General features: G+C 42.2%; 16 protein-coding genes, 1 tRNA gene and 1 pseudogene. 5 read left to right on the top strand and 13 right to left on the bottom strand.

Features of this window, described 5'->3' with window-relative positions:
• Window positions 1–59 precede the first annotated feature (59 nt).
• Window positions 60–554 carry a hypothetical protein gene (locus RJ01_RS08160; protein WP_005236368.1) on the top strand — a complete coding sequence of 165 codons (495 nt, stop codon included), beginning with the start codon at window positions 60–62 and terminating at the stop codon, window positions 552–554.
• Window positions 555–1,083: 529 nt separating this feature from the next.
• Here RJ01_RS08160 and RJ01_RS08155 read toward each other — a convergent pair.
• From RJ01_RS08155 to RJ01_RS08120, 8 genes are all read right to left on the bottom strand, one after another.
• Entirely contained in the window at window positions 1,084–1,698 is a 615-nt protein-coding gene (locus RJ01_RS08155) for a superoxide dismutase (RefSeq protein WP_034170695.1), read from the bottom strand.
• Window positions 1,699–1,913: 215 nt separating this feature from the next.
• Window positions 1,914–3,005, bottom strand: coding sequence for a redox-regulated ATPase YchF (gene ychF, locus RJ01_RS08150; protein WP_034170694.1), 1,092 nt, complete (start codon window positions 3,003–3,005; stop codon window positions 1,914–1,916).
• A gap of 111 nt (window positions 3,006–3,116) precedes the next feature.
• Window positions 3,117–3,776, bottom strand: coding sequence for a methionine ABC transporter permease (locus tag RJ01_RS08145; protein ID WP_034170693.1), 660 nt, complete (start codon window positions 3,774–3,776; stop codon window positions 3,117–3,119).
• Complete coding sequence (locus RJ01_RS08140) at window positions 3,757–4,827, bottom strand: methionine ABC transporter ATP-binding protein (RefSeq protein ID WP_034170692.1); 1,071 nt, start codon at window positions 4,825–4,827, stop codon at window positions 3,757–3,759. Before RJ01_RS08140 ends, RJ01_RS08145 begins: the two co-directional genes overlap by 20 nt.
• A 10-nt stretch (window positions 4,828–4,837) precedes the next feature.
• Window positions 4,838–5,668 (bottom strand): MetQ/NlpA family ABC transporter substrate-binding protein, encoded by an 831-nt coding sequence (locus tag RJ01_RS08135; RefSeq protein WP_034170691.1) that lies wholly within the window; start codon window positions 5,666–5,668, stop codon window positions 4,838–4,840.
• Between the two features lie 19 nt (window positions 5,669–5,687).
• On the bottom strand, window positions 5,688–7,112 hold the full coding sequence (locus tag RJ01_RS08130; protein ID WP_034170690.1) for an LLM class flavin-dependent oxidoreductase: 1,425 nt from the start codon (window positions 7,110–7,112) through the stop codon (window positions 5,688–5,690).
• A complete protein-coding gene (locus tag RJ01_RS08125) occupies window positions 7,112–8,335 on the bottom strand; it encodes an SfnB family sulfur acquisition oxidoreductase (protein WP_034170689.1) in 1,224 nt (407 codons plus the stop codon). Before RJ01_RS08125 ends, RJ01_RS08130 begins: the two co-directional genes overlap by 1 nt.
• Window positions 8,336–8,346: 11 nt before the next feature.
• Window positions 8,347–9,549: an SfnB family sulfur acquisition oxidoreductase gene (locus RJ01_RS08120; RefSeq protein WP_034170688.1), complete on the bottom strand. Its 1,203-nt coding sequence runs from the start codon at window positions 9,547–9,549 to the stop codon at window positions 8,347–8,349.
• A gap of 381 nt (window positions 9,550–9,930) precedes the next feature.
• Here RJ01_RS08120 and RJ01_RS08115 point away from each other — a divergent pair, with 381 nt between their 5' ends.
• On the top strand, window positions 9,931–10,695 hold the full coding sequence (locus tag RJ01_RS08115) for a glutathione S-transferase family protein (RefSeq protein WP_034170687.1): 765 nt from the start codon (window positions 9,931–9,933) through the stop codon (window positions 10,693–10,695).
• A gap of 56 nt (window positions 10,696–10,751) precedes the next feature.
• Here the strand turns inward: RJ01_RS08115 and RJ01_RS16115 are convergent, their stop codons facing one another.
• Window positions 10,752–11,393, bottom strand: coding sequence for a hypothetical protein (locus RJ01_RS16115; RefSeq protein WP_227504410.1), 642 nt, complete (start codon window positions 11,391–11,393; stop codon window positions 10,752–10,754).
• Window positions 11,390–12,337: a hypothetical protein gene (locus RJ01_RS16110; RefSeq protein WP_152606027.1), complete on the bottom strand. Its 948-nt coding sequence runs from the start codon at window positions 12,335–12,337 to the stop codon at window positions 11,390–11,392. Before RJ01_RS16110 ends, RJ01_RS16115 begins: the two co-directional genes overlap by 4 nt.
• Window positions 12,338–12,789: 452 nt before the next feature.
• Here RJ01_RS16110 and RJ01_RS08100 point away from each other — a divergent pair, with 452 nt between their 5' ends.
• Window positions 12,790–13,260, top strand: a complete 471-nt coding sequence (locus RJ01_RS08100) for an Lrp/AsnC family transcriptional regulator (protein ID WP_034170685.1) — start codon at window positions 12,790–12,792, stop codon at window positions 13,258–13,260.
• A 67-nt stretch (window positions 13,261–13,327) separates the two neighbouring features.
• Here RJ01_RS08100 and RJ01_RS08095 read toward each other — a convergent pair whose 3' ends face one another.
• Together RJ01_RS08095 and RJ01_RS08090 are read right to left on the bottom strand one after the other, a co-directional pair.
• Complete coding sequence (locus RJ01_RS08095) at window positions 13,328–14,077, bottom strand: YebC/PmpR family DNA-binding transcriptional regulator (RefSeq protein WP_004784089.1); 750 nt, start codon at window positions 14,075–14,077, stop codon at window positions 13,328–13,330.
• 243 nt (window positions 14,078–14,320) lie between these two features.
• On the bottom strand, window positions 14,321–14,875 hold the full coding sequence (locus tag RJ01_RS08090) for a 1-acyl-sn-glycerol-3-phosphate acyltransferase (RefSeq protein WP_004784088.1): 555 nt from the start codon (window positions 14,873–14,875) through the stop codon (window positions 14,321–14,323).
• Window positions 14,876–15,672: 797 nt separating this feature from the next.
• Here RJ01_RS08090 and RJ01_RS08085 point away from each other — a divergent pair.
• A tRNA-Ile gene (locus RJ01_RS08085) sits at window positions 15,673–15,749 on the top strand.
• Window positions 15,750–16,111: 362 nt separating this feature from the next.
• On the opposite strand, the pseudogene RJ01_RS08080 reads toward RJ01_RS08085, so the two are convergent.
• Window positions 16,112–18,217: pseudogene (locus RJ01_RS08080) on the bottom strand (type I restriction endonuclease subunit R); the annotation flags it as partial.
• Window positions 18,218–18,312: 95 nt separating this feature from the next.
• On the opposite strand from RJ01_RS08080, the gene RJ01_RS08075 reads away from it, so the two are divergent.
• Entirely contained in the window at window positions 18,313–19,353 is a 1,041-nt protein-coding gene (locus RJ01_RS08075) for an IS481 family transposase (RefSeq protein WP_034170684.1), read from the top strand.
• The last annotated feature ends 14 nt before the right edge of the window (window positions 19,354–19,367 follow it).

The raw sequence follows: 19,367 nt of genomic DNA, 5'->3' as shown, positions 1-19,367 counted from the left end.
TGTGTATTGTACGCGAATTTACTAGCATAGTGCCGAAATGTTTAACTGGCGATTCTGATATGTTGATGTTCAAGACACGTGCAATGCTGGTCGGTGTTTTAATCGGCAGCACCTTATTTCTTCAAGCTTGTGGAAATGACAGTCAAGCGCCAAAGGCCGAAATTAAAGCGGCACCTAAACTCTCCAATGATGCAACAACTTATGCTAATGCTGCATGGCAATTCATGAATGAAGTCGATCCGCTGGTCTATAACAAGGAAATGGAGCAGATTGATGCTCAGGTGCGTCAACCGGCCCGTAAATTGAGTACCGACTGGCGCATTAATGTGAAAATGACTGACTCAGTGACGGAAGGAAAATATGCCTTATGTCGTAAGGCTTTAACCAGTCTGGAAATCTGGGCACGTAGCACCGTTGAAAATAGCAGTAGCGTGGCACAGAGACAGGCCGACTATGAGCGTGATAAACAGCAATGTCAGGGAGCAATTGCTCATCCTGAACTGGGAAATACTGATCCAAAGCAGAAAGGTAATGCAGTAGCTGAACAGTCTTAATCGGGTTTTATAATCTTCAGGCGGAACTTCGGTTCCGCTTTTTTGTTATAAAAAACGATTCTATTTATATAAATAAACAATAATTAAAATCAAGAAATATTGCCCTGAGTCATTAAAAAAGTCCTATAGTTGACTCATAATCAAGCGATTTAGAGATAAAAGTTAATTTTCGGAGTCATTTTAAATGTTAAATAAATTGTTTTTAGCGATAAGTATAAGTACTGTTTTAGTAAGTGCAGTATAAGCTTCTTATGCGTGTGAAGTGGCATCATGTACCAATGGCTTTGATAGCGTCAATGTTTGTGAATTGCGTTCTTAAATTTTAAATCCATCTCCCTATAGAAAATTCAAACAGCAAAAAATAAAAGAAGCCTCAGAATAAGGCTTCCCATACAGTTAGACGATCATGTCTTAAAGCAACATGAACAGACGTTCTAGATACAACACTGCTCCGCCCAAAAGAATACTGAGGCCGCAGATCAAGCGTAAAAGAGTACCAAGACATGAGATTTCGTCCTACTGTATTCATTTATATTGAAAGTGCTTCCAGATAACGGCGATTCACTTCCTTCCAGTTCACCACATTAAAGAAAGCGGCAATATATTCAGGACGACGGTTCTGGTATTTCAAATAGTACGCATGTTCCCAGACATCCAGACCTAGAATCGGAGTATTGCCATGCATGAGTGGTGAGTCCTGATTGGCGCTACTTTCTATGATAATGGTTTGATCAGGTGCTACGCTGAGCCAGGCCCATCCACTACCAAAACGGGTCAGGGCTGCTTTGGTAAAAGCTTCTTTAAAGGCTTCAAAGCCACCAAGCTCCTTGTTGATCGCTTGTGCAATTTCACCTTCAGGATTGCCACCGCCATCTGGGCTCATTACTGTCCAGAACAGGGAATGGTTGGCATGACCGCCACCATTATTAATCACATTATTTTTCAAATCTTCAGGTACCTGATTGGCTTTGCTTACCAGTTCTTCCACAGAAAGATCTTCCCATTCTGTGCCTTCAATACCAGCATTGATGTTGTTGATATAAGTTTGATGATGTTTGGTATGATGGATTTCCATGGTTTTAGCATCAATATGCGGTTCCAATGCATCATAAGCATAAGGGAGTTCGGGAAGGGTATAGCTCATTTTTAATTGTCCTTAAGCGTGATTAAGTGAGTGGAATTTTCGACTAAATTTTAAAATACGCTTGAGTTGCATTAAATACAATGAGAATTGTTATCATTAATGTTATGAGGTGAGATTTTTATAAATAAGGTGTAAAGATGCGTATGAAAATGGCAAGAAATCAAATTTGGTAACAAAAAAAGCCCCAGATTTGGGGCTTTTCTTTGGTTTTAAACTTATACGTTGAAACGGAAGTGTAGAACGTCACCGTCCTGAACGATATAAGTTTTACCTTCTAGACGCCATTTACCAGCTTCTTTAGCGCCAGCTTCGCCGTTGTACTGTACGAAGTCATTATAAGCAATACATTCTGCGCGAATGAAGCCTTTTTCGAAGTCAGTATGAATGACACCCGCTGCTTGAGGGGCAGTAGCACCGACTTTAACCGTCCAGGCACGAACTTCCTGTACACCGGCAGTAAAGTAAGTTTGCAAGCCTAGCAGTGAATAGCCTGCGCGGATTACCACGTTCAGACCTGGCTCTTCCATATCCATTGCTTCCAGGAATTCGGCACGGTCTTCATCTTCAAGCAATGAAATTTCAGCTTCGATCTGGTTGCAAAGTGGAACCACGATTGCATTTTCAGCAGCTGCCAGTTCACGTACCGCATCGAGGTGCGGGTTGTTTTCAAAACCGTCTTCTGCCACGTTAGCGATGTACATCGTTGGTTTAAGTGTTAATAGACCAAAGCCACGAACCAGTTTACGTTCGTCATCATCCAGATTTGCTGCACGGGCAGGTTTGCCTTCATCTAGAAGAGGTAGGATTTTTTCTAGAACGGCTTTAGTGGCTACAGCTTCTTTATCGCCACCTTTGGCAGACTTCGCCAAACGAGTCACTGCTTTAGTCACAGTTTCAAGATCAGCTAGAGCAAGTTCAGTGTTAATCGTTGCGATATCATCAAGCGGATCAATTTTACCGTTGACGTGAATCACGTTTTCATCTTCGAAACAACGGACAACATGAGCAATTGCATCCGTTTCACGGATATTCGCCAGGAACTGATTACCCAGACCTTCGCCTTTAGATGCACCAGCAACCAGACCCGCGATGTCCACGAATTCCATGGTAGTTGGTACCACGCGTTGTGGTTTTACGATTTCAGCAAGTTTGTCCAGGCGTGGATCAGGCACAGGCACGATACCGGTGTTTGGTTCAATCGTACAGAATGGGAAGTTTTCCGCAGCAATTGCAGCTTTAGTTAATGCATTGAAAAGCGTAGATTTACCAACGTTAGGCAGGCCTACAATACCACAATTAAAACCCATGAAATAACTCACAAAGCGTTATATAAAAATTGCCAGTGATTTTACATGAAAGCCATGACAAAGTCAGGTCATGGCTGGATGCTTTGTTGAAAACTTATGAAATAGATGTTTTTAAATTTTACGTTTATTGAGCTGATTCGATAGGGTGTCACCAGTGGCCTGAACTAGCATGACCAGAATTACCAGCACCACAATCACGGCTAGCATGATCTGCATATCAAAACGCTGATAGCCATAACGATAGGCGATATCACCCAACCCACCTGCACCGATCGCACCGGCAATCGCCGAGGAGTTAATCATGGTTACCAAAGTGACGGTAAAACCAGCCACAATCCCCGGTAAAGCTTCAGGCAATAGCACATGCCAGATAATCTGCTTACGGTTACAGCCAATTGCTTGAGCCGCTTCTATCAGCCCCTTATCGACTTCACGTAGGCTTACTTCAGCAATCCGGGCAAAGAAAGGAGTCGCCGCTAAGGTTAAAGGTACAACGGCTGCCCAGACACCATAGCTGGTCCCCACAATCCAGCGGGTAATAGGAATCAGCGCCACCATCAAAATCAGGAAAGGCACCGAACGGCTAATATTCACAACCCAGCCCAAAGCCTGATTAATGGGTTTAGATGGGTAAATACCATGTTCAGACGTACTGACTAACACTACCGCCATCGGTAAACCAATCAAAAAGGCAACGATTGCGGATACACCAACCATGATGAGGGTATCGGTGGTTCCTGTTAGTAATAAATCAATGAGTTGGTCGTGCATAGCCAATCACCTCAATCTGTGCAATGTGTTGTTTTAATTTTTGCTGAAGTAAATCGGTATCCAGATTCAGATCAGCAACCGCGACAATCAGGCTACCGACCAGATGATTCTGGATGCTGTCGATATGACTTTGATAGAGATGCACCGGATGCTCGAACTGTTCGAAAATCACTTTCAAATCTGGTGAATGCTGAACACTAGAGGCATATCGCAGTTTAATAATGCTATGCGTAGTATCAGCTGTCACTTCAGGACTGATCGCAAATGGCAGTTCCAATTGTTCCAGATTCAGCAGTTCCTGGGTGATTTGTTGCTGTGGATTGGAGAATACAGACCAGACTTCACCGGATTCAACAATTTCACCTTTTTCAATTACGACGACTTGATCGCAGATTTCACGAATGACCTGCATCTCATGGGTGATTAGTACAATAGTGATGCCAAGTTTCTGGTTGATTTCTTTCAGTAAAGACAGCACCACTGAAGTGCTTTCTGGGTCTAGTGCAGAAGTGGCTTCATCACAGAGTAGAATTTCCGGATGATGCACCAGCGCACGGGCAATGCCGACACGCTGCTTTTGTCCGCCGGATAACTGAGAAGGGTAGTTCTGCGCTTTTTCGCTTAAGCCTACCAGTTGCAGTACTTCGTTTACACGCGCATCAATGTCTGATTTTTTATAATTTGCAACTTTTAAAGGCAGAGCTACATTTTCCCAGACGGTTTTGGCAGACATCAGGTTGAAGTGCTGAAAAATCATGCCAATACGCTGACGCAGTTGGATCAGTTCAGCATGGGTTAAGCCAGCTAAATCCTGCTGATGGATATGGATATGACCTTCGCTGATCTGTTCCAGACCATTTAGGGTACGTAGCAGCGAGGATTTCCCCGCACCACTTTTCCCGATAATCTCGAAGATCTTGCCTTCAGGAATATCCAGATTGATGTTTTTCAAGGCATGTACCGATTTACCTTGTACCTCATAGTATTTATTCAGGTCACGGATTTTGATATGTGGGACGGAAAACGCCACCTGAGAACCAAAACTCACCATAGTATTCACCTTATTTCCAGCCCGGGAACCAGAGCTTCGCACCAAAGTCAGCATCTAGTGCTTCCTTCACGCGAGGTGAGTTCTGATAGATTTCAACAAATTTTTTCAGCTTGTCATTTTTGTCCTGATAGTCTTCATGTACGGCAAACAGGATCGCGTAACGGTTGTCCTTGTTAGAGTCAAATAGCAATGCCTGTTCTGGATCAGCTGTTTTAGCCAGACGTAGATAGTGCGGGTAACCGAAAGCCAGATCAACGTCATCAATGGCACGTGCAGTTTGCGGACCTTCAACCTCAACGAATTGCAGATTTTTCGGATTCACTGCAATATCTTTCAGGCTGGAAAGATGGTTATTCGGATCTTTTAAAGTCACCAGTTTAGCCTGTTGTAATAACAATAGAGCACGGCCTTGGTTGACTGGATCGTTTGGCACCACAACTTTCGCGCCGTCTTTTAGCTTATCCAGACTGTTAATTTTCTTGGAATACAGGCCCACATGTGTGGCTGCGCCTTTGGCAAATGCCTTGATTTTAAAATAAGTTTCTTTCTTGGCATTATCCAAAAATGGCTGATGCTGGAAGAAGTTGGCATCAATATCGCCATGATTCAGGGTAATGTTTGGAGTATTCCAGTCCGAGAACTCGACCAGTTTGACATTTACACCTTGTTGTTTGGCCTCAATTGCTGCCACCTGTAAAGGTTTAGCAAAAGATGGGCTGATCCCAATCACCAGTTCATCCGAACCAGATTTCTTTTGCTGGTTCCACACCACTAGTCCGATAATGACGGCGGCAATAATCACCCCAATAATGGTGAATTTTGTTTTAACGGTTTGTGCCATGTTGCACCTCAAAATAAATTTATGCTGATTGTTTTTGCTTTAGGTTCGTGTTCGCTGTTGAGGTGGAGCTTTGACATCGGAATTGCTGCACTGGATGCGCACTAGGTAAGCGGTCTCCTTGCTGAAATAGCTTGTGTCTGAAACTGCCTTGTTCATATTCAGTTTTATAGCGTCCGCGCTGCTGTAATTCAGGAATCACTAATTGGATAAAATCCTGATGTGATTCAGGTGCCACCGTGCGGGTCAGGTTGAAGCCATCGATACCAGTTTCATCAATCAGCTGAATTAGCTTTTCTGCCACCGTTGCGCCGCTACCCACGATCAGTGGATAACGACCACCGAGCACATGCTGCGCTTTCAGATCATTCGGCGTAAGTTGTTGTTCCTTGAACTTGTTATTTACCGAAGCAATACTATTGGTCTTCTTGTAGGGGATCGGTTCATCATCGGCAAATTTGGACAGGTCAATTCCGACAGAACTTGAGTAATGGGCAAGACCAGCTTCAGGACTGGCATAAGCACGGTATTCATCCAGTTTATGCTGTGCCAGTTTATCCGTTTCAGCGGTCACGACGGTAATGTCGACAAAAATTTTGATTGCTTCAGGATCACGGCCTTGTTCAACCGCTTGACGACGAATCTGATCGACCTGTTTCTTGATCTTGTCTGGATGTTCACCACCAATAAACATGCCTTCAGCATGCTGGGTAGCGAAAGCCATACCACGCGGTGATGCACCAGCCTGGAATAGTACCGGCGTACGCTGAACAGAAGGGGAAACCTGGAATACGCCCTGACTGCGATAAAACTGGCCTTGGTGATTGATCTGATGCACCTTGGCTGGATCAGTAAAGATACGCTGCTGCTTATCTTTTAAGACAGCATCATCTTCCCAGGAGCTTTCCCAGAACTTGTAGCACAGCTGTAAAAATTCCTCGGCCTGTTCATAGCGCAGATCATGGTCTTTCAGGCCATTTTCACCAATCAGACGTTGTGCACTGTCCAGATAACCGGTGACAATATTCCAGCCGATACGGCCATGGGTCAGGTGATCCAGACTGGCAAAACGGCGGGCGAACTGATATGGCGACTCATAGCTGAGATTCACCGTGACCCCAAAACCGAGATTTTTAGTGACAGCTGCCATGGCAGATACCAGTGTGCTTGGATCATGGCTGGGTAACTGAATTGATTCTTTTAAAGTCAGATCAATGCCATTTTGATAGACGTCATACACCCCGGTAATGTCGGCAATGAACAGGCCATCAAACAAGCCTTTTTCCAGTGTTTTTGCCAAATCAGTCCAGTAGCTCAGCTCATTAAAGCGATGCGATTCATCCCTCGGATGAGTCCACAAGCCATGATTAATATGTCCCACACAGTTCATATCAAAGGCGTTCAGTAAGATTTTTTTCGCTTTTGGATTAGTCGTTGTAATTGTCATTACAATGTCCCTCGGCGTGGAGGCAGAACACCATTCAGTAAATAATTGGCAATAAAATAATATTTCCAGCGCGAAGCATCGTGCAGGGTATGTACGCGGGCATTACGCCAGAAACGATCCAGACCATCTTCGCGCTGGCTGCCACGGCTGCCGGCCAGTTCAATTAGTTTTGATGATGCTTTTAAAGCAGTTTCACTACTGTGTGCACGGGCTTTGGCTACATCCAGTGAGGCTTTGGCAACGTTAGCTTCAGTTGGGTCAGCTTTAGCAGCAGCAACGGAACGGCCAGCCTGTTTGAGCAAGACTTCGGAAGCACGTACATCTGTTACGACACGACCGAGTTCAAATTTGGTCAGTGGATCATCTGTAGCATTGTCTACACCAGAATCAATCCACGGACGTGCCTGACGTACACGGTTTAAGGTTTCCTCAAATGCAGCGCGGGCAATACCGGTTTCAATGGAAGCATGCAGCAATTGTGCAAAAGGTCCGGAAATGGTTGGGTGGGAATAGGCTGTATCAAAACGCACCACATCTTCTTCAAGCACGTGTACGTTATCGAATTTCACTGTACCACTGCCCGTGGTACGCTGGCCAAAACCGCTCCAGTCATCAATCAAGGTGAGACCTTCGCTGTCACGTGGCACAAAAGCCAGGAATTGCTGCTCGCTTTCATCCACGACCAGTGTCGGAATACGGTGCGCAAACAGGCTGCCGGTGCAATAGAATTTTTCGCCGTTAATGACATAGCCTTGCTCGGTTTTGCGAATCGCGGTTTGACGCTGTGCAGCAGTCTTGGTCTTGAATTCAGCTAGGGCATTACCAAAACGAGCACCTTTTAAGACTTCGGCATAGAGTTTCTGTTTTTGTTCCTCCGTGCCGTTATTGCGCAGGATTTCGAGACTATAGAAATGGTTTTGCGGAATCTGACCGATTGATCCATCCACACCGCTCATTAGGGCAATGACTTGTGCTACCGTATAGCTAGACACTTCTGCACCACCATATTCTTTAGGTACAGTAATCGCCCAGAGTCCGGACTGGCTATAAGCCTCGATTTCTTCGAAAGGCAGAATACGTTCAGCATCACGCTGTACCGCATTAATCTTGAACTGTTCAGCCAGATTACGGGCAATTTCCAATGCTTCTTCATCAGATTTGATGATATGAGCCTGCGCCAGCTGCTCGGATTGAAATGGAATAATGTTTTGAAATGAAGTCATGGCAAATATCCTTAAATCCAGGCGTGGCGGGCAGGGAGTTTATGATTCAGGTAATAATCCCCGAGTGCATGCAGCTTCCAGCGGATCGGGTCATGCAGGGTATGCACACGTGCATTACGCCAATGCTGATCAAGATTGTGCTGACTGAGGCTGGAGCGACTTCCACCCAATTCCAGTAATTTTTCTGAGATATGCAAAGCTGCATCATTGGCATAAACCTTGGCTTCAGCCACTAGAATTGAGGCTTTGGCTGCCTGCTCATCAGTCACAGTTTCCAGCTGATCCAGTTCATCCAGATATTCAGCGGCTTCATCCAGCAGTAAAATCGCGGCATCGAGCAGCACAGAAGATTTGCCAACTTCCTGCAGGGTATAATGTTCTAAGCTGGCTTTTTCGACTTGAGCATCGACAATTGGACGTGCTTTTTGTACGGCAGTCAGCGTATCGGCAAAAGCAGCTTCGGCAATGCCGACATCAATCGCGACCTGCATCAATTGGGAATAGGCACCGCGGTAGCTTGGTTGATTTCCTAACAGACGCTCATCAAAAATCAATAGCCGATCAACTTCGACATGCTGAAGTTTGACGGTACCACTCGAAGTCGTGCATTGACCAAAGCCATTCCAATTGTCGATCACTTCCACACTTTCAGCATTGCGGTCGACAATGGTTAGTACTACATGGCCTTCTGGATGAATCGCTTTAATCGCCAGCCAATGGGCAAAGCTACTGCCAGTTGAATAGAATTTCTCGCCATCCACAAAATAGCGACCGTTTTCAAGGGTAAGTGTGGTTGCCAAGGTTTTAGTATCTTTAGTATTTCGTTCCGGGCCACCATTCGCCAGACGCTTACCTTTTAGAATTTCGTTATAAATAAACTGTTTTTGTTCTTCTGTGCCCATGATGTGGATCATGTTGAGTAATGCAATCTGGTTCTGCGGAATCTGTCCAACACTAGAGTCAGCCTTATTAATAATCCGGAATACATGCGCCAGGGTTTTATTGGTAACAAATGCACCGCCATACTGTTTCGGAATGCGCATGCCGCCCAGACCTTTCTGGCTGAACAGGTCAATCTCAGCAAAAGGTAATAGACGTTGCTGATCACGCTGATTACGACCTTCCAGGGCAAAGTCTGCAACCTGATAAGCAGCATTAATCGCGTCGAGATCATTTTCGATGATATGAACTTTTTCAGAAGTTAAACGAGACATAATGACATCCTAAATCGATGCCAAAACGTTACAGCGAAAGCTTTATGTAGTTAAGCAATCGCTTTTGCAAAGCTTATGAAAAAAGCTATTTAAGATAAAAACTGCTAGATTCTTATAAATTTGGAATATAGTAACTGATTAAAATTAAATAGGTTTTTAATATTTCCTTGTTTTTTAAAGATGAGTTTAAAGCGGTGCATATCTGCTTTATAAATAATCAAGACAAAAAAATGTATAAAAATACTCATCGTCGTGTTGAATAAGCAACATCTTTATTTTGAATAAAAAGTTCATTGTATTTCCAGTCTGGGGTGACTAAAGTATCCGACTAAATTAGATGGTTTTAATGCGATTTGACCTAAAAACAAGTATGGAGAATTTATGCGCATCTTATACCAGTTTCCACTTTCTCATTTTTGTGAAAAGGCACGTTGGATGCTGGATTACAAAGAGCTGGAATATGTTGCGCAAAATCTGATGCCGGGTGCCCATCGTGCCTTTGCCCGCCTGAAAACCGCACAAAACCGTTTACCGATTCTGCGTGATCAGGAACAATGGATTGCGGACTCGACCAAAATCGCCCTATATCTGGATGAGCAATATCCTGAACACCGTCTGCTACCTGCAGAAGCAAGCTCGCGTCAGCAGGCACTAGATATTGATGAAATCACTCAGGAATTAGGCTGCCATGTGCGTCGCTGGATGCTGGCTCAGGCTTTATCGCATGACCATGAATCGATGGATATTCTGATTGGGGAAAAAGGCTATCTGCGCCAGTTTGAAAAATTCTCCAAGCCCTTGCTAAAAACCATTTTGACCAAGGGTTATGCCTTAACTGAAGAAACACTGGAACAGTCCAAAAAATTTATCAAGGATTCGGTTGAGCAGCTTAACCAGATCCGTGTGGAAAAAGACGGGGCTTATCTGGTCGGTTCACGTTTCTCTCTGGCCGATATTGCTGTCTGTTCCATCCTGGCACCTTTACTGGCAATTTCTGGAACACCGTGGGAGCGGGAAAGCTTTGAGTCAATGTCGGATGAATACCGGGAATATCAAAGTCATCTGGCTGAGTTGCCATTAGGGCAATATATTCAAAAGATGTATCGTAATGAGCGTAATGCCCGTGTTGATTGGCGTGGTGTATAAAATAAAGATGAAATATAAAAAACGCGCATAAAGCGTGTTTTTTGATGAGATTAGAATTAACCCCAAGGGCTGGTCTGATCAATATCACTTGGTTTATTGAAGCCACTGAGCAGTGAGCTAAAGTCAAACTTCGGCAGAGAGCTGCCACTTGAGATATTGGTAATGGTTTCTTTAATGGTTGGGATGATTTCAGTAATGCTGATATTCGTACCCGTATCAGTATTACTAATACCGGAAATCAATTCACTAAGATCAGGCAGTTGTAGGGATGAGTTGTTGCCGACTAAATTGCCAAGACTATCCGTGAATGCATCCAGACCTAAACCATCTAAGCTTGGCACGTCAGAACCGAGTGACCCGAGCAGGTCGCCAATTTCAGGAAACTGAACACCATCCAGAAGATCCGAGAATTGACCTTCGCTATCAATCAGCGCAATCACAGGTTTTAGTGCGGTAATCACATTGTTGAGGTCGCTGGATAAGGTGAGTAGTGATGGGTTATTCACAAAGTCCAGTACCACTTGTACGCCATTCAGGACATCGTAAAGCGTATTTACGATTTCTGCCTGATCAGCATCAAGAACGTCACTATTCGCTAATAGATTCAATAGTGGATTGATGCCTTTTAGTACATCCGCGATGGTGTCTGGCACATTACCTGAATCTGCAGAACTGATTGTAGATATCAATGTAGTCACACTACCAACCACTGTTGGTAAAACTTGGGTAAGTTGATTCTCATATCAATGGATGAATTACCTGTATCAATCGATGCAAGCAGTGGCATCAGGCTTTGCGCTACAGTTTGCGCAATGGTGCCAACATCGATATTGCCTGAATTGCTAATTAGACCACTGAGCAAATTGGTAATAGCACCGATATCAAGATTACTGCTTGCATTGCTCATTAGGTTACTGGCTAACAGATTGACTGAACTGGTATCTAAACTACCTGTTGAGCCACCGATCAATCCGCTGATCAAGTCAACAATTGCACCGATGTCGAGATTACTAGCGGCATTGCCACTGATGAGACCACCGACTAGGTTGGCAATTTGATTAATATCTACATCGCCAAGTCCGCCAGAACCACCAATTAAGCCACTTACCAGTTCAGCAATTTGTGCGATATCAATATCGCCACCTTGAATCAAGCCATCGACGAGGCCTGCAATTGCTCCTATATCAATGCCGCCTAATCCACCTGAACAACCGATCAGACCGCTCAATAGTTGGGTAATTTGAGTAATATCAATATCACCACCTTGCAATAAGTTGCTAGCCAGTTCAGCAATTTTACTAACATCCAGATTGCCAGCACTGCCACCCATCAATCCGCTGACCAATTTGATAACTGCATTTAAATCCAGGGTTAAGGTATTACCACCCATTAAGCTGCTAAGCAGATTGCTGACTGAACCTATGTCGAAACTGCCACCATTGGCTTTCGTTAACTGGCTAATTAAATTATTGATATCAAGTTTAGAAGCATTTGTGCCTGTAAATTGGCTAATTAAATCAGTGAGGGAACTGGAATTTAAACTATTGCCAGAAAGCAGGCTGTTTAAGAGAGAATCCAGGGAGGGGGGGAGAGGGGTAGAACCTGTAATAGAACCAATAATGCCAGAAAGACTGCCACCCAATAAACCGCTGAGTAAACTCGTATTTTACGTCTCTGTCGTGAGCACGGGACTGAGTTTAGTTTTAATTGAACTAAGAATACTAAAAGCCATAACCGTTCTTTGCGAATTTTTATCTTGTTATGTTTGTTGTGTGTTTTAGATAAACCGCTCTATTCTTATTTAATTTCTATACAAGTGTAAATCTAAGTTGGATTAATCATGCTTTGCAAATTCAGTTATCAGCTTTATAGTTTTTATTCATAAATAGTTTAGTGATAAATAAGAATGATTTATTTAAAAGCGTCGCTTATCGAAAATTTGTTTTATACGACGAACGACCATAAACATGGCTTAAAACTGGTCATTGAGATGTGTCTGGCATTTTTTTTCAAATAACTGGTAATTTACGAAAAAAATCACAATACTAAGAGTTAAATGATGATGTATTTAAATAAAATGGCAAGAGATTAGAGATGGAATTAGATCGTTTTGATAAGCATATTCTTGAAATTTTGACCCATGAAGATGTCAATCTAAATGAACTCTCTGAAAGAGTAAATTTATCTGTGAGTTCGGTGCACCGCAGGATCAAACATTTAATCGATCATAATATTATCAGTGGCTTGAAGCGCGAAATTAATTATCAAAAATTGGGCTTTAGCCTGCATGTGCTGTTGCAGGTTTCCTTGAGCAAGCATGATAGCGATACTTTTGCCAAATTTTTAGAAGAATTAGAAAATATTCCGGAAGTCATTAACGCTTTCCTGGTGACAGGACAGTCTGCGGATTTTATTGTCGAAGTTGTGGCACTTGATATGGAAAATTATAGTCAGATTCTATTAAGTAGAATTGGTAAGATCGAGCATGTTGTAGCGCTGCATTCCAGCTTCGTGATTAAGGAATATAATGTCTTTAACTGTAGTGGTCTTTTAAATAAGGTTTAAATTCTTAATTATTATTTTCAGTCAATAAAAAAACGCACCCGAAGGTGCGTTTTGATCTCATAGAGGATTAGGCATCGAGTTGTGCTAAAACTTCATCAGAGAATTCAACGTTGGTATAAACGTTTTGAACATCATCCAGATCTTCAAGCATATCAATCATTTTCATGATTTTTTTCGCTTGGTCGATATCTGTGATTTCAGCTTTGGTAGATGGGCTCATCACCACTTCAGCGTTATCAGATTTTAAACCTGCAGCAGCTAAAGCATCTTGTACTGTACCGAAGCTTTCTGGCGTGGTGATGACCAGGATTTCATCCTCATCCACTTCAATGTCTTCAGCACCCGCTTCAAGCGCTACTTCCATGATTTGATCTTCTAAAGACACATCTTCAAAAGTAATCTCGCCACGTTTAGTGAACAGGAAGGATACTGAACCGTTGGTACCGAGGTTACCATCAGTTTTAGTGAAGCAGTGACGTACATCAGGAACCGTACGGTTCAGGTTATCTGTCATAGTTTCAACAATAACTGCAACGCCGCCTACGCCATAACCTTCATAGGTTACTTCTTTCAGATCGTCGTTATCTTCACCACCGGCACCACGCTGAATCGCGCGATTGATCACATCACGTGTCATGTTTACAGATAATGCTTTTTCTACAACAGCACGTAGACGAGGATTACTACCCGCATCAGCGCCACCGAGTTTGGCAGCAGTTGTTAATTCACGAATGTATTTGGTAAACAACTTACCACGACTGGCATCTTGTTTTGCTTTACGATGCTTAATATTGGCCCACTTGGAATGACCCGCCATGCGAAATATGCTCCTTGTAGATTGGCTGTATGCCTATCGAATTGCGCCGATTCTACCATAAGCTCTTTTTTTGAAAAAAGAGTCTGGATTTGAGATTTAATGATAATGCCAAAAAAATAGGCAGTAAAACAGAAAGGCAAAGCAATAAATGTAAATAAAAACTTAAGAAAATGTTTGCTGAGAAAATACCTAAATAAGAAAAGGGCAGGAGAAATATTATTCTCAAGCCCTTTTATGGAGTGTTTATTCCGGGATAATAATATCCAGACCAACATTCTCTTTATAGAGCTGCTTGATTAAAGCCAGATCATGTGCAAGATCAGTCGGATAAATTTTGCCAAAAATCCCCCCTTGCTTAGTCTTGGAATTGGCATACATAAGCACAATTGGCACATTGGCAGCTTTGGCAATATGCCAGAAACCGGTACGGATCGGTTTACGCGTTTCACCATTTTTGGCACGGGTGGCTTCAGGTGCGATCACCAGATTGAATTTTTCATTATTTTGAAAATGTTCAACCATTACGCTGACAATATCCTTATTCGCCTTACGGTCGACCGCGATACCACCCATGGCTTCCAGAATTGGTTTCATTGGGCCTTTGAACAGTTCTTTCTTGATCAGGGTATGAATTTTGATGTCATACATCTTAAAGAGCGCCAAAGATAAAACCGCATCCATCATGGATGTATGTTCAAATCCAACAATGACCTGTTTATCTTCGAGCACATCAGGTTCGACATGATATTGCCAACCGGCAAGTTTAAATGCAGATTCGCCAATAAATTTGTTGAGCATAAATAGAAAGAAATAAGAGCTAACGGTATGAACTGCATAATTTCTTCCTGTTCTTATTCACAGTCAATAGGCTTTATTTCAAATTCATTAATAATATGAAAAATCCAAGATCAAAAAAGTATATTCAATAGTTTTTAAGACCTGAAAGATATAAATAAATACTTAATAATCATTAGCATATATCATCTTATATAAAATAAGTCTTAAAATGATGAAAAAATGACTATCCAGCACAAATTTTAGTTATTAGACTTTTGTCGAAGAAAAGAAGAAATTGTGTCTTTTCTATTTTCTGGTCATTTTCTCTTTGAGATTGAAACCTATGACGTATATTACAGCTTTCATGTTCTCAATGCTTCTTTTAGCACTGGTTATTGTATGGTCTTTAATCGAAATCTATATGGATTTGCGTAAAGACGAGAAATTGGAATCGGAATTTTAATCTTTATAACTTTTTAAAGAATATCTTCTGGGATTGTATTTCTATAAATAATAGTTGGTATTTTTATTGGTTATGATTGTGTTGAGACGTAAAAGCGATCAATTTATTAATTTGATATTCGAATAATTAGCACAGCTCTCTTTATTTTAAATAGAAAATATAGATGTCATATGAGGCTTTTGCTAGCTCAACTTAGACTGAAGTCTTAAATCCTAAACAGAACAGTTATTAAAGATAAAAAATGATTGCTGGCTAAGTGTGCAAGCAGCAAGAAAAGTACTTGTTTTTTGATCTAATCTTGGCTAGTATTCAATGCGCCTGAACTAGTTGAAATATAACAAATTCAGCCTATATAGGGCCTATAGCTCAGTTGGTTAGAGCAGCGGACTCATAATCCGTTGGTCGACAGTTCAAGTCTGTCTGGGCCCACCAGTTTCGAACCCCGTAACTCTTTGAGTTATGGGGTTTTTACTGCCTAATGGGTTTCAGACCATCGGATTTTGATAGACCGCTTGTGGTCCATTTTGCATGATAGTCCGTTGTTCTAGGATACAGAATTGTGAAAACCACCCACCAAAACCATTTCACTGACGCTCAATTCGATGAGAGCAACAGATTTGATCATCCGTAGTGTTTTGCATCAAAAATGCTGTGAGCAGCGAAATGGGATGGAGTGGGAAGATTCTTGAAGAATTGGGATCTTACTGTTTTGTCCTAGAGGTCTAGGACTTTTCCGAATTCTCCTTGGGGAATTGTCTCAATAAGTTCTTTACTGAGGGGGTGTCAGCAAGGAACTACATGCCTGTGTAGAACTTCTCAATCAACTGCCTAGTCTTCGTCATCAGATTGGTGAATACGTTTTCACGTTCAAACAGCTTGACCTTGTAGTTTGGCAAATCTTTCAATTCTTCTTTGCGTGGCAAACGTTGAGTGAACTCATACTTGTCTAGGACACTTTTCATGATTTCAGGTTTGAGATTCTCTTCCTGACACAAATGTTGGTAAGCCTGTTCTTTTTCAGCATCCCAGTATTCAGCAAAGACTTCCTTGACGCTTTGACCATTGATCATTTTCGGCATGTTTTGTTCGATGAACTTTTGGATCAGGTCTTGCTTGTTGTGTAGCGTAATATCACTACCTAGTAGATCGTGGATTTGAGCTTGGTACTTCTTGCGCTTTTCATCCGAGTCCGTATCAATAACGAGTTGTAGTAGATTGATGATGTAGCCGACATTGATTCGGTCACTGTGTAGAAGGTCAAGCTGAAAGTCGACATCATCCAGTACCGATACTTTTTCTTTCTTGGTGGTCTTTCTCACATCTTTGCATAGATCAGCATACTTAGATGCAAAGTTAGCAAAATGCTGTTTGTTCAGCCCAGTTTGATCCTGATCGTACTCAACGAACGTCTGTAGTTGAGCGTTGTAACGCATGACTTCACGGAAAGCCTTGATAAATTCCAGTTGCTGTTCTTCTGTGACTAGATCATCCACTGATTTGTAATCAGGCGTGAGGGAGAAAAGCTTGCTGATTGCTTCTTCGTAATCCTTCTTGATCTCATCAAAGCTTGGAACCAGTACGACCTTCTTGGCTTCTTTGTTGGAGAAGAGCGCAAGGGCTTCATCTGTGGCACGTTTCAGATTGCGGAAACAGATAATATTGCCAAATGGTTTTTTATCATTGTAGACACGGTTGGTACGAGAGAATGCTTGAATCAATCCATGATATTTTAGATTTTTATCGACATACAACGTATTCAGAGGTTTGGAGTCAAAGCCAGTCAGGAACATATTTACCACCAGTAGAATGTCGATCTGTCTTTTCTTGACTCGATCTGCAATATCTCGGTAGTAGGAGTAGAACTGGTCGCCTGAGTTGTAGTTGGTATTGAATTGCTGATTATATTTGGCAATGTAGCGATCTAGCTTGTCTCTGTTGGACTGGTTGACCTGATTTGGAACTTCTGCTGCTTCCTCGTCAATCAGGCCGTTCAGATCCTCATTGGGTACGGACTGGTTGGCAGAATAGGAGAAGATGGTTGCAATGGTCAAAGGCTTGAAAATACGTCCTTGAGCTTCGTCTTCAATCTGCTTGGCTGCTTGTACCTTTTCGAACAGTTCATAGTATTGTGTCAACACATCGACTGAACTGACACAGAACATAGCCGTGAATTCACGATTACGGGTTTTGGTATCATGGATATTGACAATGTAGCGGGCAATCATTTCTAAGCGTTGAGGATTGTCATAGAGCTCTTGGGTATCAATGCCTTCGACTTCGTCATCATAGTCAAAGTTTTGTTGCATTCCCTTGGCTGTGTACTTGCCTCGGTAATCGATTTGGAACTGCAAGACATTACGGTCACGGATGGCGTCAACAATCACGTATTTATGCAAACATTCATTAAACAGGTAATCTGTCGTCAGTTTTAAGCCTGCTTTGCTTTGGCTGTTCTTTTCAAAAATGGGCGTGCCCGTAAAGCCAAACATCTGTGCATTACTGAAGAACTTCTTGATGTTTTGGTGTGTATCGCCAAACTGACTACGGTGACATTCATCAAAAATGAATACCACTTTTTTGTCTTTCAGGTAGTCGATGTATTCTGCATAGCCATCATTACTGATGGCTCGGTTGAGCTTCTGAATGGTGGTGACAATCAATTTGTCATGGCGTTGATCAAGTTGTTTAACCAAGGTGTGCGTACTATCGGTACTGTCGACACTCTCGGCTTTGAATGCGTTGAATTCCCTTGACGTCTGCGTATCCAAGTCATTGCGGTCTACTACAAACAGCACTTTCTCAACATCAGGTATTTTCATGATAATCTGACTAGCTTTGAATGAAGTCAAAGTTTTGCCTGAACCTGTGGTGTGCCAGATATAACCATTCTGATCTGTATTAGTTCAGACTTGATCGTACATTCTTCTTGAAAAAGAGAAAGTTACCCGTTTTGATAAAGGTGTCGAAATCTTAATCAAACAAAGGTAACTTTCTTATGTTGCATACTAACAATCAAATCATTAAACACAAAGTAGGCTTACTCAATTTAGCCGAAGAACTTCAGAATGTTTTTAGAGCATGCAAAGTGATGGGTGTATCTAGAGATACTTTCTATCGCTATCAGGAGTTAGTGCAGTCCGGTGATATTGATGCATTAATCAATAAGTCCCGTCGAGTACCAAATCTAAAAAATCGTGTAGATGATGCTATAGAACAGGCAGTTATTGATTTCGCAATTCAATACCCAGCTTATGGTCAGCATCGTACCAGTAACGAATTACGCAAGAAAGGTGTATTTGTTTCAGGGAGTGGTGTTCGCTCTATTTGGCTGCGCCATGATTTGGAGAACTTTAAGAAGCGTTTAAAAGCACTTGAAGCCAAAGTGGCACAGGATGGTATCGAACTAAATGATCATCAGATTGCTGCTCTTGAACGTAAGCGTGAAGATGATGTGGCATGTGGTGAAATTGAAACAGCTCATCCAGGCTATTTAGGTGCGCAAGATACCTTTTATGTCGGGAATCTCAAAGGTGTCGGACGGATCTACCAACAAACTTTTATCGACACTTATAGCAAGGTCATTCATTGCAAGCTATACACGACTAAAACACCGATTACAGCGGCGGATTTGCTGAATGATCGCGTATTGCCTTTCTACCAATCTCAGGATTTACCAATGCTTCGCATTCTTACAGACAGAGGTACTGAGTACTGCGGTAAGGTGGAACAACATGACTATGAGTTGTATTTAGCCGTCAATGACATTGATCATACGAAGACTAAAGCTGCCTCACCACAAACAAATGGAATCTGTGAACGTTTCCATAAGACGATATTACAGGAGTTCTATCAAATTACATTCAGAAAGAAGCTTTATAGCTCATTGGAAGAATTGCAGATTGATCTAGACGATTGGCTAAAATTCTATAATACTGAACGGACTCATCAAGGAAAAATGTGCTGTGGTCGTACTCCATTTGAAACTTTACTTGATGGAAAAAGAATTTGGGCTGAGAAGAATTTAGCTCAAATTTAACCTGACAGGCACAA

It is taken from the genome of Acinetobacter sp. YZS-X1-1, assembly GCF_000804305.1.
GTDB classification, from domain to species: Bacteria; Pseudomonadota; Gammaproteobacteria; order Pseudomonadales; family Moraxellaceae; genus Acinetobacter; species Acinetobacter variabilis.
Note: the sequence above shows the minus strand (reverse complement) of the source record. Positions and strands in the feature narration are given on the sequence as shown.